This is a genomic window from Nonomuraea sp. MTCD27, from assembly GCF_041950495.1.
Classification (GTDB): domain Bacteria; phylum Actinomycetota; class Actinomycetes; order Streptosporangiales; family Streptosporangiaceae; genus Nonomuraea.
This window is the reverse complement of sequence record NZ_JBGNUW010000005.1, coordinates 617,494-642,361: the sequence shown is the minus strand read 5'-3', so window position 1 is coordinate 642,361 and position 24,868 is coordinate 617,494. Positions and strand designations below refer to the sequence as shown.

General features: G+C 71.1%; 20 protein-coding genes. 8 read left to right on the top strand and 12 right to left on the bottom strand.

Going from position 1 to position 24,868, the window contains the following annotated elements; genetic code table 11:
* Positions 1 to 24 precede the first annotated feature (24 nt).
* Positions 25 to 1,722: a signal peptide peptidase SppA gene (gene sppA, locus ACBJ59_RS18815; protein WP_375111485.1), complete on the bottom strand. Its 1,698-nt coding sequence runs from the start codon at positions 1,720 to 1,722 to the stop codon at positions 25 to 27.
* Positions 1,723 to 1,806: 84 nt separating this feature from the next.
* Here sppA and ACBJ59_RS18810 point away from each other — a divergent pair, with 84 nt between their 5' ends.
* Entirely contained in the window at positions 1,807 to 3,258 is a 1,452-nt protein-coding gene (locus ACBJ59_RS18810; protein ID WP_375111484.1) for an ATP-binding protein, read from the top strand.
* Here the strand turns inward: ACBJ59_RS18810 and ACBJ59_RS18805 are convergent.
* A complete protein-coding gene (locus ACBJ59_RS18805) occupies positions 3,248 to 4,237 on the bottom strand; it encodes an NAD(P)-dependent alcohol dehydrogenase (protein ID WP_375111483.1) in 990 nt (329 codons plus the stop codon). The genes ACBJ59_RS18810 and ACBJ59_RS18805 overlap by 11 nt on opposite strands.
* A 181-nt stretch (positions 4,238 to 4,418) precedes the next feature.
* On the opposite strand from ACBJ59_RS18805, the gene ACBJ59_RS18800 reads away from it, so the two are divergent.
* Positions 4,419 to 5,282, top strand: coding sequence for a DUF2306 domain-containing protein (locus ACBJ59_RS18800; protein ID WP_375111482.1), 864 nt, complete (start codon positions 4,419 to 4,421; stop codon positions 5,280 to 5,282).
* Here the strand turns inward: ACBJ59_RS18800 and ACBJ59_RS18795 are convergent.
* Positions 5,172 to 5,816 (bottom strand): response regulator, encoded by a 645-nt coding sequence (locus tag ACBJ59_RS18795; RefSeq protein ID WP_375111525.1) that lies wholly within the window; start codon positions 5,814 to 5,816, stop codon positions 5,172 to 5,174. The genes ACBJ59_RS18800 and ACBJ59_RS18795 overlap by 111 nt on opposite strands.
* Positions 5,817 to 5,935: 119 nt before the next feature.
* Positions 5,936 to 7,093 (bottom strand): sensor histidine kinase, encoded by a 1,158-nt coding sequence (locus ACBJ59_RS18790; protein WP_375111481.1) that lies wholly within the window; start codon positions 7,091 to 7,093, stop codon positions 5,936 to 5,938.
* Positions 7,094 to 7,422: 329 nt separating this feature from the next.
* On the opposite strand from ACBJ59_RS18790, the gene ACBJ59_RS18785 reads away from it, so the two are divergent.
* Positions 7,423 to 8,160, top strand: a complete 738-nt coding sequence (locus ACBJ59_RS18785) for a dienelactone hydrolase family protein (protein WP_375111480.1) — start codon at positions 7,423 to 7,425, stop codon at positions 8,158 to 8,160.
* 71 nt (positions 8,161 to 8,231) lie between these two features.
* Here the strand turns inward: ACBJ59_RS18785 and ACBJ59_RS18780 are convergent, their stop codons facing one another.
* Positions 8,232 to 9,587 carry a S8 family serine peptidase gene (locus ACBJ59_RS18780; protein ID WP_375111479.1) on the bottom strand — a complete coding sequence of 452 codons (1,356 nt, stop codon included), beginning with the start codon at positions 9,585 to 9,587 and terminating at the stop codon, positions 8,232 to 8,234.
* 388 nt (positions 9,588 to 9,975) lie between these two features.
* Between ACBJ59_RS18780 and ACBJ59_RS18775 the strand changes: the two genes are divergently transcribed.
* From ACBJ59_RS18775 to ACBJ59_RS18765, 3 genes are all read left to right on the top strand, one after another.
* Positions 9,976 to 10,365 (top strand): hypothetical protein, encoded by a 390-nt coding sequence (locus ACBJ59_RS18775; RefSeq protein WP_375111478.1) that lies wholly within the window; start codon positions 9,976 to 9,978, stop codon positions 10,363 to 10,365.
* Positions 10,366 to 10,423: 58 nt separating this feature from the next.
* A complete protein-coding gene (locus ACBJ59_RS18770) occupies positions 10,424 to 10,795 on the top strand; it encodes a hypothetical protein (protein ID WP_375111477.1) in 372 nt (123 codons plus the stop codon).
* Positions 10,796 to 10,881: 86 nt separating this feature from the next.
* Entirely contained in the window at positions 10,882 to 11,055 is a 174-nt protein-coding gene (locus ACBJ59_RS18765) for a hypothetical protein (protein WP_375111476.1), read from the top strand.
* Positions 11,056 to 11,199: 144 nt separating this feature from the next.
* On the opposite strand, the gene ACBJ59_RS18760 is transcribed toward ACBJ59_RS18765, so the two are convergent.
* From ACBJ59_RS18760 to ACBJ59_RS18745, 4 genes are all read right to left on the bottom strand, one after another.
* Positions 11,200 to 12,591 carry a S8 family serine peptidase gene (locus ACBJ59_RS18760; RefSeq protein ID WP_375111475.1) on the bottom strand — a complete coding sequence of 464 codons (1,392 nt, stop codon included), beginning with the start codon at positions 12,589 to 12,591 and terminating at the stop codon, positions 11,200 to 11,202.
* Between the two features lie 194 nt (positions 12,592 to 12,785).
* Positions 12,786 to 14,780 (bottom strand): S8 family serine peptidase, encoded by a 1,995-nt coding sequence (locus tag ACBJ59_RS18755; RefSeq protein ID WP_375111474.1) that lies wholly within the window; start codon positions 14,778 to 14,780, stop codon positions 12,786 to 12,788.
* Between the two features lie 99 nt (positions 14,781 to 14,879).
* Complete coding sequence (glgB, locus tag ACBJ59_RS18750; RefSeq protein ID WP_375111473.1) at positions 14,880 to 17,042, bottom strand: 1,4-alpha-glucan branching protein GlgB; 2,163 nt, start codon at positions 17,040 to 17,042, stop codon at positions 14,880 to 14,882.
* Positions 17,043 to 17,110: 68 nt separating this feature from the next.
* Entirely contained in the window at positions 17,111 to 17,389 is a 279-nt protein-coding gene (locus ACBJ59_RS18745; RefSeq protein WP_375111472.1) for a hypothetical protein, read from the bottom strand.
* On the opposite strand from ACBJ59_RS18745, the gene ACBJ59_RS18740 reads away from it, so the two are divergent.
* Positions 17,379 to 17,681: a DUF4328 domain-containing protein gene (locus ACBJ59_RS18740; protein WP_375111471.1), complete on the top strand. Its 303-nt coding sequence runs from the start codon at positions 17,379 to 17,381 to the stop codon at positions 17,679 to 17,681. The genes ACBJ59_RS18745 and ACBJ59_RS18740 overlap by 11 nt on opposite strands.
* Here ACBJ59_RS18740 and ACBJ59_RS18735 read toward each other — a convergent pair.
* Positions 17,666 to 20,821 (bottom strand): BTAD domain-containing putative transcriptional regulator, encoded by a 3,156-nt coding sequence (locus ACBJ59_RS18735; RefSeq protein WP_375111470.1) that lies wholly within the window; start codon positions 20,819 to 20,821, stop codon positions 17,666 to 17,668. The genes ACBJ59_RS18740 and ACBJ59_RS18735 overlap by 16 nt on opposite strands.
* Before the next feature lie 77 nt (positions 20,822 to 20,898).
* Between ACBJ59_RS18735 and ACBJ59_RS18730 the strand changes: the two genes are divergently transcribed.
* Entirely contained in the window at positions 20,899 to 21,765 is an 867-nt protein-coding gene (locus ACBJ59_RS18730) for an NAD(P)-dependent oxidoreductase (protein WP_375111469.1), read from the top strand.
* Positions 21,766 to 21,792: 27 nt separating this feature from the next.
* Here ACBJ59_RS18730 and ACBJ59_RS18725 read toward each other — a convergent pair whose 3' ends face one another.
* The gene (locus ACBJ59_RS18725; protein ID WP_375111468.1) at positions 21,793 to 23,124 is read right to left on the bottom strand and encodes an aminoglycoside phosphotransferase; all 1,332 of its coding nucleotides are present in this window, start codon (positions 23,122 to 23,124) and stop codon (positions 21,793 to 21,795) included.
* A 3-nt stretch (positions 23,125 to 23,127) separates the two neighbouring features.
* A complete protein-coding gene (treS, locus tag ACBJ59_RS18720) occupies positions 23,128 to 24,828 on the bottom strand; it encodes a maltose alpha-D-glucosyltransferase (protein ID WP_375111467.1) in 1,701 nt (566 codons plus the stop codon).
* Between the last annotated feature and the right edge of the window lie 40 nt (positions 24,829 to 24,868).

The following is a 24,868-nucleotide window of genomic DNA, read 5'->3' as shown; positions in this document are numbered from 1 at the left end:
GCCTCCTGAGCCCGGGGCACTGGCCTAGCGGATGACGTACCACTCGGGCAGGATCAGCGGGCCGGCGGCGGGCAGGCCCAGCTCGGCCGACAGGCGGGCGAGCGGCCCCCAGGCGTCCAGCCGGATCCGGGCCAGCGCCGCGGACTTGTCCTCGCTCGACTCGGGGCCGCGCAGGCGTTCGAGCGGGTTGAGCCGCGGATACGTACGCACCGGGGCGTCGTCGGCCAGGCCGGCCCGCTTCCTGGCCAGGGCCAGCGCGTCCTCCAGGCCGCCCAACTCGTCCACCAGCCCGCCGGCGTGGGCGTCGGCGCCCGTCCAGACGCGGCCGCGGGCCAGCTCGTGGGCGCGGTCGCGGGTGAGGTCGCGGCTCTTGGCCACCTTGCCCACGAAGTCGTCGTAGATGCGGTCGAGCCAGGCGTTCACCCGATCCCACTGCTCGGGGGAGAAGCCGCGGGAGGTGGAGAACATGCCGGCGTTGGCGCCCTCCGACACCATTTCCGAATTTACGCCGATCTTTTCGAGCATTTCGGAAAGGACGGGCTTGCCGCCGTACACGCCGATCGAGCCCGTCAGCGTGCCCGGCTGGGCCACGATCACGTCGGCGGCCATCGAGATGAAGTAGCCGCCGGAGGCGGCGAGGTCGCCCATGGACACGATCACCGGCTTGACCTTGCGCGTCAGCGTCACCTCGCGCCAGACCGTGTCGCTGGCCACGTACGAGCCGCCGGGGCTGTCGACCCGGAACACCACGGCCTTGACGTGGTCGTCCCGCCTGGCGGCGCGGAGCGCGGCGCTGATCGTGTCGGAGCCCATCGCCCCGCTCCCGCCGAGCGGGCTGCGCCCGCTGCGGCCGGTCCTGATCATGCCGATGCCGTGGACGAGCGCCACCCCGTCGGCCATCGGCTGCGGCAGCTTGCGCACGGCCGCGCTCCGGGCGTAGCGGGAGACGTACAGCAGGTGGGCCTCCTCGCCCGCGGCCCGCTTGACCTCGTCGTAGACCTCGTCCCGGTAGGCCAGGCCGTCGACCAGCCCGGCCTCCTCCGCCTCGGTCGCGGTGAACGGGCCGCGGTCGATCAGCTCGCGCACCTTGCCCGGATCCAGCCGGCGGCCGTCGGCGATGCCCGCGACGAGGCTCTCGGTGACCGACTCGACGATCCGGGCCATGGACTCGCGGTGCGGGTCGGTCATGTGGTCCTGGGTGAAGGTGTTGGCCGCGGTCTTGTACTCGTGCCGCTGGCCCACCTCGTAGCCGACGCCCAGCTTGCCCAGCGCGCCCTTGACGAAGCGCTGTTCCAGCGCCACGCCCGTCAGCCCGACGTCACCGCTCGGCTGCAGGTAGAGCCGCTCGAAGGCGGTGGCCAGGTAGTAGGGCACGGTGCCGCCGCCGAACTCCCCGAACGTCTCGCCGAACGCGACGGTCAGCTTGCCCGAGGCCCGGAACTGGATCACGGCCTGCCGCAACTCCTGCGCCATGGCCAGCCCCAGCGGGTTGCCGCCGATCTTCACGACCAGCGCCTTGACCCGGGGATCCTGCCTGGCCCGCTTGAGCCCGGACAGGACGTCGGCCAGCCGCGTCTTGCGCATGGACAGCACGGCGGCGAGCGGATCCGCCGGCGGCCCCTCGGTGAGGCCCTCTGTGAGATCGAGCTCCAGCACCAGCGGGGCCGTGCGCCGCTGGCGAAGCTTGTCGACGGTTTCGAAGATCGCCTTGCCTGCGTCCATAGAAGCCACCCTAAGCGACACAATTCGAAATGCGCTTAGGGGTATACAGCTAAGGTGTATAGACCTTAGCTGTATACTTCTACTGTGAAATCCGTGCTCAAGCCCGCCCATGTCTTCGACCGCGAACGCGAATGGGCCGGGCTGGTCCGGTTCGCCACCTCACCGAGCGCGGATGTGCGGCTCGGCATCGTGAGCGGCAGGCGCAGGCAGGGAAAGACGTTCCTGCTCGACGCCCTGGTGCGGGAGGTCGGCGGGTTCTTCTTCACCGCCACGGACGAGACGGAAGTCGAAGCGCTGGCCCGCTTCGGCAGGGCCCTGGCCGCACACACCGGCGGCGGGCGATACGCGTTCGCCGACTGGCACGAAGCTCTGGAGCGGCTGTTCATCGACGTCCCGGACGGGCTCATCGTGATCGACGAGTTCCCTTATCTGATCAAGGCGTCCCCTTCGCTGCCGTCACTGATCCAGTTCGCTCTCGATCCGCGCGGTTACGCGCGGGGCAAGAAGTCGCGTCTGCTGCTGTGCGGCTCGGCCTTGGGAGTGATGGGCCGCCTGCTGGCGGGCAACGCGCCCCTGCGCGGGCGGGCCAGCCTGGAACTGGTGGTCAGGCCACTGGACTACCAGGCCGCTGCCAGGTTCTGGGGGATCACGGATCCGCGGCTCGCGGTGCTGGTCCACTCCATCGTCGGAGGCACGCCGGCCTACCGGCGGGAATTCGTGGCGGGCGATGCCCCGGAGTCGATGGACGACTTCGACGACTGGGTCCTGCGTACCGTGCTCAATCCCCAGATCCCGCTGTTCCGTGAGGCCCGCTACCTGCTGGCGGAAGAGGCGGATATCCGGGACACGGCCGTCTACCACGCCGTGCTCGGAGCCATCGCCTCGGGGAACGCCACGCGCGGGGGCATCGCCAACCACATCGGGCGGAAATCTCCGGACATCGGGCATCCCCTGGCGGTCCTCGAGGATTCGCAACTGATCACGCGTGAGGCGGACGCGTTCAGGAAGGGGCAGTCGGTCTTCCGCATCTGCGAGCCGCTGATCGTCTTCTACGAGGCCGTGATGCGCCGCGAGTGGACCCGGCTCGAACGCGGCCAGCCGGAAGCGGCGTGGCGCAACTCCCGTGCCACTTTTCTGTCGCAGGTCGTCGGGCCGCACTTCGAGGCCGTCTGCAGGGAATGGGCGTTGTCCGCGGAGGCCGATGTGTTCGGCGAGCTGCCCGGCACGGTGGCGGCGGGCACGGTGGCCGATCCGCACAACCGGACGCAGATCCAGGTGGACGTCGCCGTGCTCGCGCAGGAGGAGCACGGCCGGCGGCGCCGGGTTCTGTCGCTGGGGGAGGTCAAGTGGGACAAGGTCATGACGGGCAAGCACGTGGAGCGGCTGCGGCGGGTGCGGGACCTGTTGTCGGTGAAGGGGTACGACACCAGCGAGACCGTGCTGGCCTGCTACAGCGGGGCCGGGTTCCAGGCGGAGCTTCCCGGGGATGTCCGCCTGGTCGGCGTCGAGGAGCTGTACGCGCCCGTCACATCGTGATGACGATCTTGCCCGGGGCGTGGCCCTCCTCCGAATACCTGAGCGCCGCCGGGACGTCCTCGAACGGGTACGTGCGGTCGACCACCGGGGTGACCTTGCCGTCCTCGATGAGGTCGGTCAGCTCGATCAGGTTCCGCCTGGTCTCCTTGTTCCCGACCACGTCCGCCATCGCCGCCTTCTGGGGGACGAACGCCGACATGGCGAGCGTGGCGAAGATGCGGCCGGCCGGCTGCAGCCATCGGCTGGCCGAGCCGCCGACGAGGACGCAGATCCCCTTCCGCTTCAGCACGCGCCGGCACTCCGAGAACGAGCGGGTGCCCGCGTTGTAGATGATCACGTCGTAGGGCCGGCCGCCGCGGGTGAAGTCCTCCTTCGTGTAGTCGATCACCTCGTCCGCGCCGAGGGACCGGACCAGGTCCACGTTCCGGCTGCTGCACACACCGGTGACGTGCGCGCCGTACGCCTTGGCCAGCTGCACCGCGAACGTCCCCACGCCGCCCGAGGCCCCGTTGACCAGGACCCGGTGGTCCGGCCTGATCCGGCCGTGGTCGCGCACGCCGAGCAGGGCCGTGATGGCGGCCAGCGGCACCGCCGCCGCCTGCTCGAACGACAGGTTCTCCGGCTTGGGCGCCACCTCGCTCTCCGCTACGCAGACGTACTCGGCGAGAGCGCCTCCCTTGGGCGGCATCCCGAACACCTCGTCGCCGGGCCCGAACTCCGTCACCCCCTTCCCGACCGCCTCCACGACCCCGGCCACGTCCGCGCCCAGGATGGTGATCTTCGGCTTGCGCAGGCCGAGGCCGCCGGGCATCACGCGGGCCACGTACGGCTCGCCTCGCATGAGGTGCCAGTCCCAGGGCTGGACGTTGGTGGCGCGGACCCGTACCAGCACCTCGCCCGGGGCGGGTGCGGGCTTGTCGACGTCGGTGAGCTCGAGGGCGTCGGGGGAGCCGTACGACCGTAGGACGAACGCTTTCATGGCAGTCTCTCCTCATTCCGGTGGCTGCTGCTTGAAGCTGTGCCGACGGGCATCAGTGTGGGCATGACCTGCGGGAAGGCTCAACGGCCGAAAGTACGAGCTTTCGCCTGGCTGATCGGCCCATCCGGTTCGGGCCGTTGGGGCGATGAGGCGGCGGGGGCGCGGCGGTCACCATCGGGGCATGAGCAGCGACGAGAGCATGAGCAGCGGCGAGAGCACGACCCCGACCCCCCGACGTCCCGGCGCTCAGGTGTCCCGTCCCGCGCCCCGCACGGCCCGGGCCCGATCCGAGGCCGGTGCGGCCCGGGGCTCCAGGGCGGGGTGGCTCGTGCCGACCGGGTTGATCGTGCTCAGCTTCGTCCCGGTGGTGGCCGGCGCCGTCCGCATGACCGAGCTGGTCGGCGGGGCCGAGATCACGGCGGCCAACGCCCGGTTCGTCGCCTCGCCCGTACCGGTGCTGGTGCACATCGTGGCGGTCAGCGTCTACAGCGTGCTCGGGGCGTTCCAGTTCGCGCCCCGGTTCCGGCGGCGCAGGCCCGGGTGGCATCGCCGCGCCGGACGGATCCTGGTCGGGTGCGGGCTGGCGGCGGCGCTGTCGGGATTGTGGATGACGCTGTTCTCCGCGCTCCCGCCCGGTGACGAGGGGTTGCTCGGCGCGTTCCGGCTGGTGTTCGGGACGGCCATGCTGGTCTCGATCGTGCTCGGGCTCGCCGCCATCCTCCGCCGGGACGTCCGCCGCCACCGCGCCTGGATGATGCGCGCGTACGCGATCGCCCTCGGCGCCGGTACGCAGGCGGTGACCCAGGCGATCTGGCTGGCGATCTACGGCCCGCCCGACCACCTCACCCGGTCGCTGCTCCTGGGTGCGGCCTGGGTCATCAACGTCGTCGTGGCCGAATGGATCATCCGCAGGGGGCGTCGCCCCGGGGGCCGGTCAGTGCCGGACGCGGTTGGTCTCGTACGCCCACATGGCGATCTCGACCCGGTTGCGGACGCCGAGCTTGGTCATCAGGCTGGCGACGTGGCTCTTGACCGTGCTCAGTGAGATGTGCAGCTCGTCGGCGATCTCGCTGTTGGTCCGGCCGCGCGCCACGGTGACCAGGATCTGCTCCTCCCGCTCGGTGAGCGGCTCGATCGGTTGCACCCGGGGCTGAGCGGGGCCGGTGCCCGCGAACGAGGCGAGCAGGCGGGCGGTGATGCTGGGGGCGATGAGCGCGTCACCGGCGGCGGCGGCGCGGATCGCCTGGGAGAGCAGGTCGGGGCCGGCGTCCTTGAGCAGGAAGCCGCGGGCCCCCGCCCGGAGCGCCGAGTAGACGTACTCGTCCAGGTCGAACGTGGTGATGACGACGACGGCGATGGGGTCGGCCACGTCGGGCCCGGCCAGTCGGCGGGTGGCCTCGATGCCGTCGCAGCGCGGCATGCGGATGTCGAACAGGCAGACGTCCGGCCGCAGGCGCTGGGCCAGCTCGACCGCCCGCACGCCGTCTCCGGCCTCGGCGACCACCTCGATGCCGGGCTGGGCGTCGAGGATCATCCGCAGGCCGGTACGGGCGATCTCCTGGTCGTCGGCCACGATCACCCGGATGTCGGCCTCCGGCGCCGGGCCGGCCCCGCCCTCCGTCGCGCTCGTGGTCGTGTGGCCGCTGCCGTCGGTCGCGTTCGTGGTCATGTGGCCGCTTCCGCTCGTCCCGTTCGTGGTCATGTGGCGGCCCCCGTTCGGGGCAGTTCGGCGGTCACGGTCCAGCCGCGGCCGGGGTTGGGGCCCGCCTCGCAGGTGCCGCCCAGCAGGTCGGCGCGTTCGATCATGCCCAGCAGGCCGTACCCGGGGGTGACGGCCGTACGGGCGGCGGTGCTGTCACCGTCGTCGCTCACGCGCAGGCGCACGGAGGTGTCGTCGGCCGCCACGCGGACCTCGATCCTGGTGGCGTGCTTGGCGTGCCGCCTGGCGTTCGTGACCGACTCCTGCGCGATCCGGTAGATCGCGGCCCCGACGGACGCCGGAACGCCGTCGAGGTCCCCGTCGATCTCCACGTTCACGGACGGCCCGACGCGGGTCTGCCCGGCGAGCTGCCGGAGGTCGTCGAGGTGCGGGTTCGGCGCCAGCTCGGCCTGCTCCGGCGGCTGGTCCCGGCGCAGGAGGCGGACCATGGCGCGCATCTCGGTGAGCGTACGCGAGGCCTCGGCCTCGATCACCCGCAGCGCGTCGACGGCGGCGTCAGGGCTGGAGGCCGCCGTCGCGATGCCCGCCTGGGCGCGGATCGCCATCGCGGAGACGTGATGGGCGACGGTGTCGTGCAGGTCGCGGGCCAGTTGCTCGCGTTCGAGCAGCTTGACCTGATCGAGCTCCCGCATCCTGGCCCTGGCCCGGTAACGGAAGGTGCCGCCCAGCGCGAACGCCGCGAAGACGACGGTGAACGCGCCGACGATGTCGGCGGAGACGATGTGCCCGGCGACCACGGCGGAGACGATCGCGGCGCTGATCAGCCCGAGCCCGAGCAGCGCCTCGCGGCCCGACCCCCAGCGGGACAGCGCGTACAGGAGGATCAGCAGGTAGGCCGACGCGGACATCTCTGCCGGATCGGCGCCGGTGAGGAGCTGGATCACGCTCGAGGTGACGACGGGGACGGCCAGGGCGAGGAGCGGCCTCGTACGGCGCCATAACAGCGTGGGCAGCATCACCGCGGCGAAGATCGCCGAGAACGGCCGCCACTGGAGGTCCGTCCGCAGGGCTCCTTCGAGCACGACGGCGACGGCGAGCAGCCCGACGAGCAGCCAGTCCCGCCACAACCGGCGGGGGGCGTGGGGCGGACGGGGCTCATCCCACACGGAGCGGAGAAGGCCGTGCACGTCCCTCATCGTACGAGAGAGGGTGCTGGTATGGATCGGTCCGAAGTGGCCCATTCGGTGTGAACGGCACCAGGGCGAGGCGGTCCATCTTCCGGCCGGCCGCGTCGCCGATGTATGCGGCCCGTCATCGATGAAGGGATCGTGCGCCGGCCGATCGGAGGCGGAAGGGGAATTGCCCGGCGTGTGGGCCGGGGAGGTCTGTGATATCTTCGGCGGCGCCGTACGGCACCACGACTGGAGGAGGTGAGACCGATCAACGCTGTGACAGGTCGGGGCTCCCTCGCGTGCATGGTCTAGGGAGCGCCCGCACAAGGCATCCCGAAAGGCTTTGCAACGCTATGCGCTTCAGCGTGACCTCTGAGACGTCGACCGACGGCGTCACCGAACAGTCCTTTTCCCTCGGCGACATCCCCGGCGTGCTGTTCACGCCGCGAGGCGCCACCGGCCCCCGCCCGCTGATCCTGATGGGGCACGGCGGCGGCCAGCACAAGAAGGCCCCTGGCGTACTGGCCGGGGCGTACCGGTTCGCCACAGACGGGGGTTTCGCCGTCGTCGCGATCGATGCCCCTAACCACGGCGACCGGCCGAAAGACGAACGGTTCGTCCAGTTCGCCGGCGACATGCGGGCCCGCATGGCCGCCGGAGAGGATCCGGCCGAGCTGGTCGCGGCCATGCACGACCTGCTCGCCGGACAGGCCGTCGACGACTGGCAGGCGGTGGTGACCGCCGTCCAAGGGCTCGACCACGTGGGGGTGGGGCCGGTCGGGTACTGGGGTGTGTCGATGGGCTGTGGGCTCGGCGTGCAGTTGATCGCCGCCGAACCTCGGGTCCGCGCCGCGGTGCTGGGCCTGCTCGGCGTCCACGGGCTGGGCGGGGCCGCCGCTCGGGTCACCGTGCCGGTGCAGTTCCTGGTCCAATGGGATGACACGCGGGTGCCTCGGGATCAGGCCTTGGCGCTGTTCGAGGCTCTGGGTTCGGGCGACAAGACGCTGCACGCCAACCCGGGTGATCACGGGGGGATCCCGGCGTATGAAACGGATCATGCGCTGCAGTTCTTCGCTCGGCACCTCGAGTAGCGATTCGGGATGGGCTCCTGTCGGCCCACCCCGAAATCAGGTAACGGGCAGGTGGACTGAGGTCTATCTACCTACCGGCCGCGAAGGGCCGACCAGACGTCGATGCGGGGGGTCGTGACGTTCGTGCCCGCGCTCACATAGGTGATCGGCTTCCCCGTACGCTGCAGCGACGCCAGCAGCTGGTCCACCGTCGCGCGCGGTCGCTTCTGGTGCAGCAGTGCCAGCGCGCCCGCGACGTGCGGGGTGGCCATCGACGTGCCGTTCAGGGCCGCGTACGTGTTGCCCGCGATCGCCGCCGTGATGGCCACGCCCGGCGCGTACACGTCCAGCAGCGTCCCCCGGTTCGAGAAGCTCGCCACCGCGTCCTGCTTGTCCGTGGCGCCCACCGCGATCGTGTTGGAGACGCACGCCGGCCACGACACCGCGGCGTCGAAGCCGTTGTTGCCCGAGGCCACCACCGTCGCGGTGCCCTTGGCCTGGAGCTTGTCGACCTCGGCCTTGAAGTCGGCCCCGTCGCCGGTGTCGCAGGCCGTGTCGTACTGGCCTCCGCCCAGGCTGAGGTTCACCGAGGCGATGTTGTACTGGTCGGCCAGCAGGTCGGCGTAGGCCATGCCGGTCAGGACCGAGGAGTCGTACGCCAGGATGCAGACCGGGCGGCCCGAGCAGTACGGCGAGTTGTCGAAGCGGCTGAACACCTGCACCGGCACGATCCGGGCCTTCGGGGCGACGCCGTTGGCCGCGAACTCCGCGGTGCGCTGGCCCGCCGCGATCCCGGCCACGTGCGTCCCGTGGTAGCACAGGCCGTACTGCGGCTGGGGGGCGCCCGTCATGCACGCCTCCGTCTCGGCGTTGGCCGCGCCGTCGCCGATCTGGAACTGGCTGCCGTTCGGGCACAGCGGCGTGGAGCCGTCCACCGGGTCGGCGGCCGAGAAGCAGGCCTGGGCCACGATGCGGTTGCCGAAGGCGGGGTGGTCGTTGTCGATGCCGGAGTCCAGGATCGCCACCGCCGTGCCCTTGCCGGTGTAGCCGGACCGGTGGGCCCGGTCGGCGCCGATCAGCGGGATGCTCTCCACGAGCGCCGGCTCGTTCAGCTTGTCTTTGCGGATCGAGACCACGTCGGACTGCTCGGCGATCTGCTCCAGCTCCGCGCGGGTGCCGCGGTAGACGAAGAAGTCCAGCTTGCCCGCCACCTCGGAGGGCGGCTCCGCGTTGACGTTCTTCCGGTCCTGATCGACCTGCTCCGCGCCGGCCTGGACGGACTTCACCTGGGCCGGCTGCCGTACGCGGACGATGGCGCGGTGTTCGCCGCTCTCGGTGATCGTGGGGTCGATCTTGGACTCGGGGTCGGCGAGGGCGGGTGTGGCCACCAGCGCTGCCGAGGTGGCGGCTAACGCGATGGCGCCGGCCAGCAGAGACGAGAGTCTCAACTGTTCCTCCGGGGGTCGGGGGGCTTTGTCGACAGAAGTGTAGTAATCGGACAATTGATGTCAGAGGGGGTGGTGGGTTCCGTTATCGGTTCTTGTTCGGTGTGGCCGGAGTGTGCGGCGATCGGCTGCTCGGGACCGCCCATGCCGGGCTGGGCGGCGGGGAAGGCCACGACGGGTACGGGGGAGTCTCCACACATGCTTGAACTTCTGTGTCACAAGACAGGGTGACCTTACTCTCACGCTACGTCACTTAAAGTGATCGTACGGATACGTTCAGTGATGGCTCAAGGGTGGGCGCACACGGGACGGGGAACCTGACCGGCCGAAATCCCCGTCCGGCGGCCGTCAGGCACGTTCACCATCCGTCCGATCACCGGAGGAACGCCGCATGCCCCGTCTCACTCGCCAATGCCTGCTCGCCGGTGCGGCGCTCGCCCTGGCCGCCGTCGCCCTGCCGAGCACCGTCGCCCACGCCGACACCTTCGCTCCCTACGCGCGAGCCGCCGGGTACGTCTACGCCGGCGGTGCCCTCGCGCACGGCAAGAACATCGTCTCGGTCAGCAAGCCCCAGGCCGGGTACTACTGCGTCAAGGTCAGCGACAAGATCGATCTGACCACCGCGGTCGTCAGCGTCACCCCCATCGATCCCGGCAAGATGGCGGGCGCCTACCTCGGGCTCAGCGGCTACTGCAGCAGCGCGGCCCAGACCGTGCGCGTCGTCATCAGCAATCCGTCCGGCGCCAAGATCGACGGCGCGTTCTACCTCTTCATCCCCTGACAGGCACCACATCGGCCAGTAACGCCCCACCGCGAGCAAGAGGATGAAAGGGAAGACAGTGATCAACACCAGGATCTGTATCCGCATCGCAGCAGCACTCGCAGCAGCCAGCCTGTTCGCACCCGCCGCCGCCCTCGCCGACTCCTACTACGCCCAAGCCTGGGCCCGGGTGGACGTGGACGGCAGCCTGCTGGCCGGCCAGAACGTCGTCTCGTCGGAAATGATCAGCACCGGCACCTACTGCGTCCGCTTCACCCCCGAGATCGACCCCGCCACCTCAGCCATCGTGGCGACCCTGCGCCACGACGACCGGACCATCAGCGCCCACGGGCCGGGCGACGCCTGCGGGGACGACCCCAGCGGTGTCACCGTCCGCATCTACCAGCAGGAGAGGCCCGCCATCGGCAGCTTCGACCTCGCCATCCTCTAGCGAAGGCCCAAGCCGGGGGCGGATCCTCGCGACTCCGCCCCCGGCCGCCCTTCTGCTGCCCTTCTAGGAACAGTCAGGAGCGCCGCATGATGCCTCGTCACAGGACCGCCGCCGCCTTCGGGCTGCTGGGCACCGCCCTGCCCGCCCAGGCCGCCACCGGCCAGGTCGTCGTCTTCTCCATCGAGGTGCAGGAGCTGACCACCTGGGACAACCCCACGGGCTCGCACATCCCGCCCGTGTCAGGCAGCTTCAGCGCCTAGCGCGACGACGCCCACCCTGACGATCGGCCGTCGGGGTGGGCGGCGTGTTTCCGTCGCGTTCCGGCTGCACCCGTTGTTCTGACCGGCGTCGCACGCGGGCATGGGAAAGGGGGCCGGTGGTACCGGCCCCCCTTCAGGGTCCCGTCAGGCGCGGGGGTTCGTGGTGGTGCGGGCCGCGGTGGTGGCACGTTCCAGGTCGATGCGCGGCGTGATCATCGGCGTTCCGGAGGCGTCGAACTGGACGGGCGTGCCGGTGTCCCGCAGCCGCTGCAGGCTCTGCGCGACCGTGAACTCCGGGTACGCCTGCCGCATCAGCGCGAACGCCCCCGCCACGTGCGGCGCGGACATCGAGGTGCCGCTCTTGTCCCCGTAGGCGTCGTCCGGGATCGAGGCGCTGATGCCCACGCCCGGCGCGAACAGGTCGAGCAGCGATCCCCGGTTCGTGAACGCGGCGAGCGCGTCGGAGTCGTCCGTGGCCCCCACCGTGATGGCCGTGGAGATGCAGGCGGGTACGGAGACGGCGTTCGGGTAGGCGCTGTTGCCGGCCGCGACCACCGGGGCCACCCCCAGGCCCACCAGCGTGTCGAACTCCGGCTTCACCGCCGCCGCGGTCGGGTCGGCGTCGCACGCCTCCTCCCATGGCCGGCCGCCGCCGAGGCTCATGTTGACCGCGGCGACGTTGTGCGTCCTGACCACCCGCGCCACGTACTCCAGCGCCAGCTTCTGGTCCGAGGTGTAGCTGAGGAAGCAGGGCGCGGTGGTGCCACCGAGCGCGCAGGTCAGCGGGTTGTCCACGCGGCTGAAGACCTGGATCGGCAGCAGCCGGGCCTCGGGGGCGACGCCGCTGGCGGGCGCCCCCGCGACCATCCTGCCGGCCGCGATGCCCGCCACGTGCGAGCCGTGCGAGCAGGCGTTGGTGCCGTTGACGACGCACTGCGTGGTCTCGGCGTCGGCCGCGCCGGGGCCCGTCTGGCTGGGCTGGCTGTTCGGGCAGAGCGAGACGGTGCCGTCGCTGGCGTCGGAGGAGGAGAAGCAGGCCTCGTCCGCGATCCGGCCCGCGAAGAACGGATGGTCGCGGTCGATTCCCGTGTCGAGCACGGCGACGGTGGTGCCCGTACCGTTCCAGCCGGCCTGGTTCGCCCGGTCCGAGCGGATCAGGGCGGTGCTGGCGTCGAGAAAGGGCATGCTCAGCTCGTCCTTGTAGACGGCCTGGACGCGGGCGTCCTTCTTGAGCTTGTCCAGCGTGCGGCCGTCGACCTCGGCGACGAAGAAGTGCTCCGACTGGGCCGCCTCCAGGACGCGGCTGCCCTCGGAGGCCTGCTCCAGGTCGCTGGCCACGGCCTGGACGCTCTGGCCTGGCTTGAGCTGGATGATGGACCGGACCCGGCTCTTCGCTTGGATCTCCGAGACGAGTGCGGGGCTGATGACCGGGTCGCCGGTGTCAGCGGTGTCGGCTTGGAGTGCCGGGGCCGCGTAGAGCGCGGCGGTTGTCAAGGCCAGCGTCGTGGCGCCGACCAGCAGAGACCGTAGCCTCACTTGTTTCCTCCCGGAGGCTGGAGCCGTGAAGCGCTTCCGGCTCCCGGCTGCTTACAGCCGCATACATCCCCACCTGCGACAACTGTGATGTCAGTGACGTATGTAGTTCAGAGAAACGTTGGAGGCTTTTTTGCTTTAAAGCGGCGGAAGAGAAAAGGCCGGTCAGAAGTGACCGGCCTTTTTCGTATATCTCGCTATTTGCCGGTTTTGAGGACGTTGTTCGTGGCCTTCTTCAGCGCGGCCGTGGACGGCTTGCTGCTCATCCGCACCTTCTCGGCGGCGGTCAGGATCTTGGTGCCGTTCGTGCCGTGCGCCCAGTTCAGCCAGGACGTCAGCAGCGCGCTGTCGAGCCTGGCCTTGCCGGTCTTGGCGTTCTTCAGCACGCGGTACGCCTTGCCCAGCGACGACGCCTTCGTCAGCTCGGGGAACACCTTGCTCGACTTGCTGATCAGCTTCAGGTAGCAGGTGAGCGTGGCGTCCGGGATGGTCCCGCTGCTGCGGTGGATCTCCACGGCCCACTTCTTGGCCGACAGCTTCGTGGCGGCGGTGCCGCGCTTGCAGACCGTGGCCGTCGTCGCCGCCGGGGTCGGCGTGACGGTCACCGTGACCGTGACGGTCGGCAGCGGAACCGGGCTGGTGGACGACGTGGGCTCGGGCTCGGGCTGGGGGTCCGGGTCCGTCGGGTCGCCGGGGTCGCCGGGGGCGGGGTCGGTGCCGTCCGTGGGGTCGTCCGGCGGCAGGGGCGACGGGGTCTGCGTGATGGGCGGCTGCGTGCCCGCCCCGGCCAGGGCCGCCGCCAGGTCCAGGCGCGGCGTGGTGACCTGGGCGCCGTTGGCGTCGTACATGTACGGCCGGCCGGAGGTCTTCAGCTTGTCGATCAGCTCCGTGATCGGCGCCTGCGGCGAGGCCGACTTCATCAGCGCCAGCGCGCCGGCCACGTGCGGGGTCGCCATCGAGGTGCCGCTGTAGACGGTCGTGGAGTTGTCCGGCACCGAGGACTCGACGTCCACACCCGGCGCGAACAGGTCGAGCAGCGAGCCCCGGTTGGAGAAGTCCGCGATGCCGTCGGAGTTGTCGTTCGCCCCGACGGTCACCGCCGTGGAGACGCAGGCCGGGTACGACGTCCCTTCGAAGAACTCGTTCCCGGCGGCCACCACGGTCGCGACGCCCTTGGCCAGCAGTGCGTCGATCTTCGTCTTGAAGGTCGCGCCCTCCGCGGTGGCGTCGCAGTCGGTCTCGGACAGGTCGCCGCCCAGGCTCAGGTTCACCGCCGCGACCGGCTGGTTCAGGGTGGTCACGTACTCCATGGCCTGCAGCAGCGACGACTCGTACGCCAGCAGGCACGCCGACGCGCCGCAGAGGTCCTCGTCGTTGACCCGGCTGAACACCTGCACCGCGACGATGCCCGCGCCCGGCGCCACGCCTCCGGTGCCGGCCGCGATGCCCGCGACGTGGGAGCCGTGGTCGCACAGGTTCACGCCGTCGGCCAGGCACTTCGCCGTGGTCGCGTCCGCCGCGTTGCCGTCGGTCTGCTGCGGCAGGCCGTTCGGGCAGAGCGACTCGACGCCGGCGTCCTCCACGGCGGAGAAGCACGCCTGGGCCAGGATCCGGCCCTGGAACCACGGGTGGTCCACGTCGATGCCGGTGTCGAGCACGGCCACGGCCTGGCCGGTGCCGGTGATGTTCTTGGCGTGCACCTGGTCGGCGCCGATCAGGGTGAGGTTCGGGGCGACCTGCGTCGGGGTGAACGTGCGGTCGCGGCGGATGGAGGAGACCCGGGGGTCCTCGGCGAGCTTGGCCAGCTCCTCGGCCGTGCCCTCCACGACCATGAACGACTGGCTCTGCGGCTGCAGCACCACTTCCACGCTCTCGGCCGCCGCCTGGCTCGCGACGGGGGCGTTCTCGACCGGGTCGGTCAGCTCGACGATGGCCCGCTCGGTGCCGCCGTCGACGCCTAAGCCCTCCTCCACCTTGCCCTGAGCGGGCCCGGCCGGTGTCTCCGTCTCCTCGGCCGGGGCCTGCTCGGCAGCGGCCTCCTCGGGGGCGGGCTCCTCGGCCGGAGGCTGCTCGACCGGCGTCTGGGTGATGCCCGGGGTGGGGCTGGGCGTCGGGTCGTCTGCGTAGGCCGGAGCCGAGAGCGGCAGCAGAGCCATCGCGATCGAGCTCACGATCAAGGGGCGGAATCGCACGCGTCCTCCGAGGGGGGATGATCTCGGAGTTTAGGGTGATTTGCCCGACGCGCACAGGCCCCTGGGCCGGTTTCTCACCGAACTTTCAGGGGACGCACCTCAAACGTTCAGCGTGCTCCCCTCATGTGTGAGCCACACCGCGCCGAGCGGCGGCACCCGCAGCGTCGTCGAGTACGGGAGCCCGTGCCACGGCTCGTCCCCGGCCACGACCGCCCCCATGTTGCCCACGCCGCTGCCCCAGTAGTCGTAGGCGTCGGTGTTGACGGTCTCCGTCCACTGGCCCGCGTAGGGCAGCCCGAGCCGGTAGTTCTCGTGCGGCCCGCCGCTGAAGTTGACCACGCACGCCACCGCGGACCCGTCGTTCGCGTAGCGGACGAAGGAGAACGTGTTCCCCGAGGCGTCGTCGGCGTCGATCCACCGGAACCCCTCGGGCCGGGCGTCCTGGTCCCACAGGGCGGGCGTCTCGCGGTAGATCCGGTTCAGGTCGCGTACCAGCCGCTGCACGCCCTGGTGCCCGTCGAACTCCAGCACCCACCAGTCCAGCCCGCGCTCCTCCGACCACTCCGAGCCCTGGCCGAACTCGCCGCCCATGAACAGCAGCTGCTTGCCCGGATGCGCCCACATGAACGCCAGCAGCGCCCGCAACTGCGCGAACCGCTGCCATTCGTCGCCCGGCATCTTGCCCAGCAGCGACCCCTTGCCGTGCACGACCTCGTCGTGGGACAGCGGCAGCACGTAGTTCTCGGAGTAGGCGTACAGCAGCGAGAACGTCAGCTGATGGTGGTGGTACTGGCGGAAGACCGGCTCGTGGCGCAGGTATTCGAGCGTGTCGTGCATCCAGCCCATGTTCCACTTGAAGCCGAACCCCAGCCCGCCGAGGTGCACCGGGCGCGACACCCCGGGCCAGGCGGTCGACTCCTCGGCCACGGTGATGATGCCGGGCGCCTCGCGGTAGCAGACCGAGTTCATCTCCTTGAGGAACTCGACCGCGTCGAGGTTCTCCCTGCCGCCGTAGACGTTGGGCGTCCACTCGCCCTCGCGCCGCGAGTAGTCCAGGTAGAGCATCGAGGCCACCGCGTCCACCCGCAGCCCGTCGATGTGGAACTCCTTCAGCCAGAACAGCGCGTTGGCGACCAGGAAGTTCCGCACCTCCCTGCGGCCGAAGTCGAAGACGTACGTGCCCCAGTCCGGGTGCTCGCCCCTGGCCGGGTCGGCGTGCTCGTAGAGCGGGGTGCCGTCGAAGCGGGCCAGCGCCCAGTCGTCCATCGGGAAGTGGGCCGGCACCCAGTCCAGCAGCACGCCGATGCCGCGCTGGTGCAGGCGGTCCACGAAGTGGCGGAACTCGTCGGGCGTGCCGAACCTGGCCGTCGGCGCGTAGTAGGACGTCACCTGGTAGCCCCACGACCCGCCGAACGGGTGCTCGGCCACCGGCAGCAGCTCGACGTGGGTGAAGCCCATGTCCGCGACGTACTCGGACAGCTCGTCGGCCAGTTCAACGTACGACAGCCCCGGCCGCCAGGACCCCAGGTGCACCTCGTAGACGCTCATCGGCCCGGTCTGCGGCTGCTGCTCGCGCCGCTCGACCATCCAGGCGTCGTCCTGCCAGCTGTAGTCGGACTTGTCGATCACCGAGGCCGTCATCGGCGGCACCTCGGTCCGCCGCGCCATGGGGTCGGCCTTGTCCCGCCACACGCCGTCGGCGCCCAGCACCTGGTACTTGTACCGCTGGCCCGCCCCCAGCCCCGGCACGAACAGCTCCCACACCCCCGACCGGCCCAGCGACCGCATCGGGTAGGCGGTGCCGTCCCAGTGGTTGAAGTCGCCGACGACCCTGATGCCGCGCGCGTTCGGCGCCCAGACGGCGAACGCGGTGCCCTGGACGTCCTCGTGCTCCATCACGCGCGCGCCGAGCGCCTCCCACAGCCGCTCGTGCCGCCCCTCGCCGATGAGGTGCAGGTCCACCTCGCCGAGCGTGGGCCAGTGCCGGTAGGGGTCACGCACCTCGTACGGGTCCGCCCCGGCGTATTTGACGCTCAACGTGTAGCCGGGCACCTTGTCCAGGCCCGGAACCGTCACCTCGAACACCCCGTGTGCCTGGTGTTTCATGTCATGGGCAGAGCCGTCCTCCAGCACCACCCGCACCCGTTCGGCGAGCGGGCGCAGCGTGCGGAAGATCACCCCGCCGGAGCCGGGGTGCGCTCCGAGCACGGAGTGCGGATCGTGATGTGCCCCGCCCGCAAGGCGGTCGAGCTCTGTCCTCATCGGCATGCTCCCAACACTGCCCTATGATGCGCGTCCATCCCAGGCACTGCCCGCTTTCACCGCGACAATCACCGGATGTGCAAAATCCCGGGTTTATCACAAGAAGATGCCGGGGTGGCCAACAGATCCTTTCCGGGTTCTTGGCTCGCCATACTGGTTCGCTGCTCGCGTCCCCCTCCGGAAAGGCGCGCGCCGCCGCCGTCGGCGTCGTCGCGGCGGTGATCGACCTCCGGTACGCGGGACTCGTCGACCGCATGATCACCGACATCGACTCCGTGTCCGAGGCGGAGATCGGCACCGGCGACCTCGTCTACGGCCTGTCCGGCGAAGCAGATCGTGGACGACATCTGGTCCGCCTCCACGCGCACCGGCGGCTCGACGGGCCTGATCAACGCCTGGTGGGCGGCCTGGCTCGTGGGCAGCACGGTGTCGAACGTGGCCGGGCGGCTGCTGTTCAACGCCGAGGAGCTGGACAGCCTGGCGGCGGCCGCGCGGTTCGACGTGGTGAGCATCGCGCTGATGCTGGTCGCGGCCGTGCTGGCGATCGGCGTCGTACGCAGGATCACCGACGTCCAGGAACAGCAGCGCTCGCTCCCGGCCCCGGTGCCGGGCGTCCCGGGCGGCTACCCGGCGTACTGACCGGTACTCGGCGAGGGCTGCCCGGCATCCCGCACGGCGTCCTCCAGCGGTCGTGCCGCCCCGTCGGCCATGACCGCTGCCAGGGCATCCTCGCCCAGAGCGCGGGTCACCGACGCCGCGATCCGGTCCACGTCGCCCCGCTCGCCCGATGGCAGCGGGGCGCCCGCCGACTCCCTGAGGGCGGCGGCCCGGCCCAGCAGGCGTCCCGCCTCCTCGTGCCGCGCGTCGAGGGCGAGCGCGCCCGCCAGGCCCTCCAGCGCGAGCGCCGTCGCCCGGGGGTCGCCCACCTTGCGGGCCACCGCCAGCCCCTGGCGCTGCAGCTCCAGCGCGCCCGCGGCGTCGCCGCGCAGCTCGGCCACGAACCCCAGCTCGGCCAGGATCAGTGCCGCGCCCGGGTCACCCGCCACGTCCTTGACCCAGTCCAGCCAGGCCCGCAGCCGCCGCTCCGCCTCGTCCAGCCGGCCCTGCCTGCGGGCCCCCAGCGCCAGGCCGAGCTCGGCGAACTCCTCGGCGGGGCGGTTCGACTGCGCCGCCGCCAGCCGCCTGGCCCGCTCGTGGTAGTCGTCGGCCCGCGCGTGGTCGCCGGTCAGCATGGCGATACGGCCCAGGCGGGACAGCGCGTCGGAGACCGAGCTCCACAGGCCCAGCTCCTCGGCCATCCCCAGCACCTCCGTGCGCAGCGCCGCCGCCCGCTCGTAGTCGCCGGTGATCTCGGCCAGCGTGCCCAGGTTCTCCGTCGCCCGCAGCTCGCCCCACCGGTCGCCGATCCGCCCGAACAGGGTCAGGCTCTCCTCGGCGTGCTCGCGCAGGGTGGTCAGGTCGCCGCGCATGGCGGCGTACCGGCCCAGCACGGTGAGCGCGGCGGCCGTGCCCCACGTGTCCCCGAGCGCGCGGAACTCCGCCAGCGCCGTCGAGATCAGGTCCCTGCTCGCCGACAGGTCGTCGTAACCGAACAGCGCGAACCCGGCGAACCACCGAGCCCGCGCCCTCGTCCGCGGGTCCTCGATGGCCTCGAACAGCCCGCCGTCCAGCTCCACGAGCCGCCCGGCCAGCAGGGTGAGCCCGTGCAGCCACACCTGGGCCTCCGCCGCGCCCGGGGTCGAGGCGTCGGCGACGGACAGGGCGGACTCCAGCGCGCGGCGGCCCTCGCCCAGCCTGCCGCGCAGCACCCAGTACCAGGCCATGGCGTTGACCAGCCGGAGCGCCTCGCCCGGCGCCCGCTCGGCCACGGCCGTCTCCAGGGCCGTGCGCAGGTTGGCGTGCTCGGCGTCGAGGAGGGCGAGGGCGCCGCGCTGCCCGTGCCCGCGGAGGCCGGGCTCCACCCGCTCGGCCAGTCCGGCGTAGTGGCGGACGTGCCGGAGCCGCACCCCGGCCAGCTCGCCCGCCTCGGCCAGCCGCTCCTGGCAGTAGGCGGCGACCGACTCCAGCAGCCGGTATCGGGGCGCCGGCCGGCCTCCGGGGGCGGGGGCGCGTACCGGCGTGCGTACCACCAGGGAGCGGTCGACCAGGCGGGCCAGCAGGTCGAGCACGTCCAGGCCGGGTTCGGCGCAGACCTCCTCGGCCGCCTCCAGCGTGCAGCCGTCGGCGTGCACGGCCAGGCGCCGCAGCACCACCCGCTCGGCGTCCGTCAGCAGCTCCCAGCTCCAGTCGATCATCGCCCGCAACGTCTGCTGCCGGGCCGGCGCGCCGCGCAGCCCGGAGGCGAGCAGGCGGAAGCGGTCGTCGAGGCGCTCGGCCAGCTGCCTCGGGGTCAGCGCCCGCATCCTCGTGGCGGCCAGCTCCAGCGCGAGCGGGATGCCGTCCAGCCGCGCGCAGATCTCCTCGACGTCGGCGTCGGGCGCGATGCCCGCCCGCGCCGCGAACAGCTCCACGGCCGCCTCCCGCCCCAGCGGGGGCACGCTCCACAGCGCCTCGCCCTCGATCCGCAGCGACTCCTGGCTCGTGGCCAGGACACGCAGCTCGGGGGCGGCCCGCAGGAGCTGACCGGCCAGCGTGGCCACCTGCTCCACCACGTGCTCGCAGTTGTCCAGCACGAGCAGCGTCGGCTTGGCCCGCAGCGCGCTGGGCAGGCGCTCCATGATGCAGCCCGGCGAGTCGTCACGCACGCCCAGCACGCCCGCGATCGCCTCGGCCACCTCGACCGCCTGCGCCCCGGCGCCGAGCGAGGCCAGCTCCACCAGCCACACCCCGCCCTCGAAGCCCTCCGTCACAAGGGGCGCAGAGGCCGCGGCGAGGGCCAGGCGGGTCTTGCCCACGCCGCCCGGGCCCGTGAGGGTGACCAGGCGGTCGGTACGCAGCAGCGCCCGCACCTCGGCCACCGCCTCGTCCCGCCCGACGAGGGGTGTCAGCGGGGCGGGCAGGTTCGTACGGGGCCGCGCCGCCGGCGCGTCCAGGGCCGGGTCCTGCTCCAGGATCGCCTGGTGCAGCGCCGCCAGCTCCGGCCCGGGATCCAGCCCGAGCTCGTCCGCCAGCCGGCGCCGCAGCTCCCCGTAGCTGGCCAGCGCCTCGCTCTGCCGCCCCGCCCGGTAGAGAGCCCGTACGTGCACACCTCGCAGCCGCTCCCGCAGCGGATGCTCGGCCACCAGGTCCGCCAGCTCGGCCGCGAGCAGCCCGTGCTCGCCCAGCCCGAGCCGGGCCTCGGCCAGCTCCTCCACCGCCATCAGCCGCTGCTCGTCCAGCCGGGCCACCGCCGCCCGCGCGAACGGCTCGTCGGCGAACTCCGCGTACGCGCTCCCGCGCCAGAGACCGAGCGCCTCGCGCAGCAGCGAGGCGCGCGCCTGGAGGTCGTCGGCGCGCTGGGCCCGCCCGAGCAGCGCCTCGAACACCCCGGCGTCCACGGACCCGGGCTCGGCCCGCAGCACGTACCCGGGCGCCCGGTACGCCACCAGCTCCCGATCGCCCAGCGCCCTGCGCAGCTGCGACACCTTCACCCGCAGCGCGGCGGGCGCGTCGGCGGGCGGCCGGTCACCCCAGAGGTCCTCGATCAGCCGGTCGGCGGAGACCGGCCGCCCGGCGTGGATCAGCAGGCCGGCGAGCAGCGCCCGGACCTTGACCTCGATCACCTGGACCGGCTGCCCGTCGGGCGTCCACACCGCGATCGGCCCCAGCACCCCGAACCGCATCTGCCCATCCCCGCCCATAACCGACTCCGAACCAGACCATAACCGCCCACGGAGAAGGTGGACGCATCATCCTCCTGCACCAAGGAACACCAACAATGAACGCTGAAATGCCGGAAAACATCTCCGTTCTCGGCCTCGGGCTCATGGGCTCCGCGCTCGCCGGCAGCCTCCTGGCGGCCGGGCACCGCGTGACCGTGTGGAACCGTACGCCGGCCAAGGCCGAACCCCTGGTCGCCAAGGGTGCCACGCTCGCGGACACCCCGGCGCGGGCCGTCGAGGCGAGCCCCCTGGTCATCGTGTGCCTGCTCGACTACCCGTCCGTCAAGGGGGTGCTGGAGCAGGCGTCGCTGGAGGGGCGGGTCATCGCGAACCTCACCACCGGCCGGCCCGCCGAGGCCCGTGAGACGGCGTCGTGGGTGGCCGGGCGCGGTGGCGACTACCTCGACGGCGGCATCATGGCGGTGCCCCCGATGATCGCCCAGCCGGGCGCCCTCATCCTCTACAGCGGCTCCCAGCGGGCCTTCGACCGGTACGAGCCCGCGCTGGCCGCCATGGCCGAGCCCCGCTTCACCGGCGACGACCCCGGGATGGCGCCGCTGCTGGACCTGGCCATGCTGACCGGCATGTACGGCCAGATCGCCGGCCTCCTGGAGGCGGCGGCCCTGGTGACGTCGGCGAAGTTCCCGCTCGGGGAGTTCGTCGAGTCGCTGCTGGTCCCGTGGCTGAACGCGATGGCCGCCCAGCAGCCGGCCTGGGCCGCGAAGATGGAGTCCGGTGACCACAGCACGGAGGTCTCCAACCTGGAGGTCAACCGGGCGGGCCTGGAGAACCTGGTCCGCACGTTCCGCGAGCAGGGCGTCAAGCCGGACCTGCTGCTGCCCATGAAGGCCATCGTCGACCAGCGCACTGCCCGCGGTCTCGGCCACGAGGGCCTGTCCGGCCTCGTCGAGGAACTGCTCTGACCGTCCTCGCGGATGTGCCGCCGGGGGTCAGGCGGGGCGGGGGCGGAAGGCGGCCAGGGGGATCGGGAGCCAGGTGGGCCGGTTGCGGGCCTCGTAGACGACCTCGTAGACGGCCTTCGACAGCTCGAACGCCCGCAGCAGCGCCGCGTCCGCCCGCGTGATCACCCCGCCGCCCTCGGTGTACCCGTCGAGGAAGGCGGCCCGGTTGCGGTCGGCCCACTCCTGCGCCCGGGGCTCCAGCTCGGCGGCCTGGGAGTGGCCGGCCAGCAGGTGCCTGGCCGCGTAGTCGAACGAGCGCAGCATCCCCGCCACGTCCCGCAGCGGCGACGACAGCGCCCGCCGCTCGGCCAGCGGCTGCCCCGGCTCGCCCTCGAAGTCGAGCACCACCCAGTCCGTCGGCGTGCGCATCACCTGGCCGAGGTGGTAATCGCCGTGAACCCTTTGCACGGGCACCTCGTTGGTGAGCAGCTCCACCTGGTGGTAGGCGTCCTCGATGGCGTTCACGTGCTGCCGCAGCTCGGGCACCTCCGCCACGGCCCGGCCCAGCCGCCGCCTGAAGGACTCGGCCATCCGCTTGAGCTCGTGGATCTCGATGACGTCGGTGGGGAAGGCGGCGGCCAGCTCGTGGTGCACGCGGGCGGTGGCGCCGCCCAGCCGCAGCGCCTCGGCCGCGAAGTCCCCGCCCGCGTCGGACGCCGGCAGCTCGGGCAGCGAGGCGTACAGATCGCGCACGCTGGCCAGGGCGAGGTCCCAGCCGTCGTTCGCGGGGGTCAGGAACTCCTGCATGATCGCGAGCGTGGTGTCCGTGCCGTCGAGGTCGGTTTCGATCCACCCGTACGGCTGCGCGATGTGCGGCGCGTTCCTGGCGGCCAGGGCGGTGATGATCTCCAGCTCGGGGTTGACGCCCGGGATGAGCCGGCGGAAGAGCTTGCAGATGTACGCGTCCCCGAACACGATTGAGGTGTTGGACTGCTCCGCGCCGAGCACCAGGCTGCGCGGGGAGGTGTCGATGGTGACCCCGGGCACGTGGCGCATGCGCAGGCCGCTGCGTGTCTCGTCGTGGGCCATGCCGTCCAGGAGCCAGCTCGCGCGGTCGGAGTCGTGGACGGCGTCGTAGAGATAGGTATCGCCGACCGTACCGATGAGGGCGTGCGTCAGCCGGTCGGGGATCTCGTGTCGCTCGCCCAGCAGGACCTGGTACCGGTCACGCGAGCCCTCCTGCCAGACGGCGACGATCAGGTGTCTGAGACCGGGCGTCAGCTCGACGTCCGAATCGACCGACAGAGCGTCGATCGGGCGCCCCTTGCCACCGAACCAACGCTGGCGGCCGATCCACGTGGCAAGGAGCTCGTCAAGCACGTCCTACTCCTCCTGGATGATGGCCGGCGGGAGTGTGAACCAATAGAACCCATGCCCGGGAAGCGTCAAAAGATACGGAAGTTCGCCAATTGCCGGGAATGGTACGCCTCCCATGGTTTCCACGGGGGAGACGCCGACGAATCTGCGCAGGTCGAGCTCGACCGGCTGCGGGAAGCGTGACAGGTTGTTCACGCAGAGCATCCGGTCGTCGCCCAGTTCCCTGACGAACGCGAGCACGCTGGGGTTGGAGGAGTTGAGCTCCGCGTAACCGCCCAGCCCGAAGACCGGGTGCCGCTTGCGGATCTCGATCATGCGCCGGGTCCAGTGCAGCAGCGAGCCGGCGTTCTTCTGCTGGGCCTCGACGTTGATGCCCTGGTAGCCGTAGATCGGGTCCATGATGACCGGCAGGTAGAGCCGGCCGGGGTCGCAGTCGGAGAACCCGGCGTTGCGGTCGGGGTCCCACTGCATGGGCGTGCGGACGCCGTCACGGTCGCCCAGCCAGATGTTGTCGCCCATGCCGATCTCGTCGCCGTAGTAGAGCACGGGGGAGCCGGGCAGCGACAGGAGCAGGGCGGTGAACAGCTCGATCTGGTTGCGGTCGTTCTCGAGCAGGGGCGCCAGGCGGCGGCGGATGCCGACGTTCGCCCGCATACGGGGGTCCTTGGCGTACTCGGTGTACATGTAGTCGCGCTCTTCGTCCGTGACCATCTCGAGCGTGAGCTCGTCGTGGTTGCGGAGGAAGATGCCCCATTGGCAATGCTCCGGAATTTTCGGCGTTTGCGCCAAGATTTCGGAAATGGGGTAGCGCGATTCCCTGCGGACGGCCATGAAGATGCGGGGCATCAGTGGGAAATGGAAGGCCATATGGCATTCGTCCCCACCGCCGACCGGGTCGCCGAAATACTCCACCACGTCGGACGGCCACTGGTTCGCCTCGGCCAGCAGCACGCGGTCGGGGAACAGCCGGTCCACCTCGGTCCGGATCCGCTTCAGGTATTCGTGCGTCCTCGGCAGGTTCTCGCAGTTGGTGCCCTCTTCCTCGAAGAGGTAGGGCACCGCGTCCAGCCGGAACCCGTCGATGCCCAGGTCCAGCCAGAATCGCAGGACCTCGAGCATGGCCTCCTGCACCGCCGGGTTCTCGTAGTTGAGGTCCGGCTGGTGGTGGAAGAAACGGTGCCAGTAGTACTGGCCGCGCACGGGGTCGTAGGTCCAGTTGGACGTTTCCGTGTCGATGAAGATGATCCGGGCGTCCTGGTACTTCTCATCCGTGGACGACCAGACGTAGAAGTCGCCGAACGGCCCCTCGGGGTCGTGCCGGGACGCCTGGAACCAGGGGTGGGCGTCGCTGGTGTGGTTCATGACCAGGTCGGCGATGACGCGCATGCCCCGTTTGTGTGCCTCGTCCACGAGTTTCACGAAGTCTCCGAGATCCCCGAACTCGGGCAGGATCTTCATGAAGTCCGCGATGTCGTAGCCGCCGTCACGCAGTGGCGACTCGTACAGCGGCAGCAGCCAGAGGCAGTCGACGCCCAGCCATTGCAGGTAGTCGAGCTTGCTGATGAGACCTCTGATGTCGCCGGTCCCGTCGCCGTTGGAGTCGGCGAATCCCCTGATCAGGACCTCGTAGAAAACCGCCCGCTTGTACCAGTAGGGATCGCGCGGCTTTTCCTCGTCAAAGGTGTTGGGAATGGGTGTGGAGCTCATGAGCCGCCCCGCTGGGGGCTCATGAGGGAGGCGCTTTCAC

Coding starts and splice junctions, on each gene's coding strand:
- sppA (WP_375111485.1), bottom strand. CDS start 1,722: ATGGACGCAGGCAAGGCGATCTTCGAAACCGTCGACAAGCTTCGCCAG.
- ACBJ59_RS18805 (WP_375111483.1), bottom strand. CDS start 4,237: ATGAAAGCGTTCGTCCTACGGTCGTACGGCTCCCCCGACGCCCTCGAG.
- ACBJ59_RS18800 (WP_375111482.1), top strand. CDS start 4,419: ATGAGCAGCGACGAGAGCATGAGCAGCGGCGAGAGCACGACCCCGACC.
- ACBJ59_RS18790 (WP_375111481.1), bottom strand. CDS start 7,093: ATGAGGGACGTGCACGGCCTTCTCCGCTCCGTGTGGGATGAGCCCCGT.
- ACBJ59_RS18785 (WP_375111480.1), top strand. CDS start 7,423: ATGCGCTTCAGCGTGACCTCTGAGACGTCGACCGACGGCGTCACCGAA.
- ACBJ59_RS18775 (WP_375111478.1), top strand. CDS start 9,976: ATGCCCCGTCTCACTCGCCAATGCCTGCTCGCCGGTGCGGCGCTCGCC.
- ACBJ59_RS18765 (WP_375111476.1), top strand. CDS start 10,882: ATGATGCCTCGTCACAGGACCGCCGCCGCCTTCGGGCTGCTGGGCACC.
- glgB (WP_375111473.1), bottom strand. CDS start 17,042: ATGAGGACAGAGCTCGACCGCCTTGCGGGCGGGGCACATCACGATCCG.
- ACBJ59_RS18745 (WP_375111472.1), bottom strand. CDS start 17,389: ATGTCGTCCACGATCTGCTTCGCCGGACAGGCCGTAGACGAGGTCGCC.
- ACBJ59_RS18735 (WP_375111470.1), bottom strand. CDS start 20,821: ATGGGCGGGGATGGGCAGATGCGGTTCGGGGTGCTGGGGCCGATCGCG.
- ACBJ59_RS18730 (WP_375111469.1), top strand. CDS start 20,899: ATGAACGCTGAAATGCCGGAAAACATCTCCGTTCTCGGCCTCGGGCTC.
- treS (WP_375111467.1), bottom strand. CDS start 24,828: ATGAGCTCCACACCCATTCCCAACACCTTTGACGAGGAAAAGCCGCGC.